This is a genomic window from Acinetobacter sp. 228 (assembly GCF_048147885.1).
The window spans coordinates 1-1,128 of the sequence record NZ_JAYWYV010000482.1; the positions used below are offsets into that span (position 1 = coordinate 1).

At 32.7% G+C, this 1,128-nt stretch carries 1 protein-coding gene and 1 pseudogene; one reads left to right on the forward strand and one right to left on the reverse strand.

Annotated elements, in window-relative coordinates:
* Positions 1 to 129: pseudogene (locus VXQ92_RS20045) on the reverse strand (DUF159 family protein); the annotation flags it as partial.
* Between the two features lie 353 nt (positions 130 to 482).
* On the opposite strand from VXQ92_RS20045, the gene VXQ92_RS20050 reads away from it, so the two are divergent.
* Positions 483 to 1,128: PQQ-dependent sugar dehydrogenase (locus VXQ92_RS20050; protein ID WP_416682967.1), on the forward strand; the 646-nt coding region annotated here is incomplete at its 3' end.

A 1,128-nucleotide genomic window follows, 5' to 3' on the forward strand; every position in this document is an offset into this window, starting at 1 on the left:
ATTTTGATGAGATAAGATTATTGGGCAATCATCACTTGGATAGACATCTGATTTGTAATCAAAGGTGGGTTCAAGTAAGTCTAATTGATAAGAATGCTCTCTCTTAAGGGGTTTAAAATTTGCACACATAACGAAATTCGATTTGTAAGGATCCTTAACCTTTAGCTTGGATCTTTTAACTATGTGGTATGTATATTTTTATAGATTGAATTGTCTATTTGAGTATTAAATTTTACTTTTCAATTACTTTGTTAAAGCTTTCTTTCAAATTATTTATCTTAAAATGAGATCAATGATTTATATGGCAACTTATAAGATATTCATTTGTTTTGAATAGCTACTTTTATGCAACAGAGCCTTGCAGAAATTTGGATTTTAATAAATGAGCTAATCATCATAATACAAAAGATATAGAGAACGTATACAAACCAATGTTTTCAGCGGTTTAAGTAACTCTTTAGAAAACTTTATAAGGTGGAACTATGAATAAACATTTATTAGCAAAAATCACTCTTTTAGGTGCTGCACAACTATTTACGTTTCATACGGCATTTGCAGATATACCTCTGACACCTGCTCAGTTCGCAAAAGCGAAAACAGAAAATTTTGATAAAAAAGTGATTCTGTCCAATTTAAATAAACCACATGCTTTGTTATGGGGGCCAGATAATCAAATTTGGTTAACCGAACGGGCAACTGGCAAAATTTTAAGAGTAAATCCTGAATCTGGTAGCGCGAAAATAGTATTTCAGGTTCCTGAAATTGTGAGTGATGCTGATGGGCAAAATGGTTTGTTAGGCTTTGCTTTTCATCCTGACTTTAAACATAACCCTTATATCTATATTTCAGGCACTTTTAAAAATCCAAAATCTACAGATAAAGAGTTACCTAATCAGACGATTATTCGTAGATATACCTATAATAAAACTACAGATACATTTGAAAAGCCTATTGATTTGATTGCAGGTTTACCGTCATCAAAAGATCATCAGTCTGGTCGTCTCGTCATTGGTCTAGACCAAAAAATCTACTATACGATTGGTGACCAAGGCCGTAATCAGTTAGCTTATCTGTTCTTACCAAATCAGGCACAGCATACTCCGACTCAGCAAGAGCTTAATAGTAAAG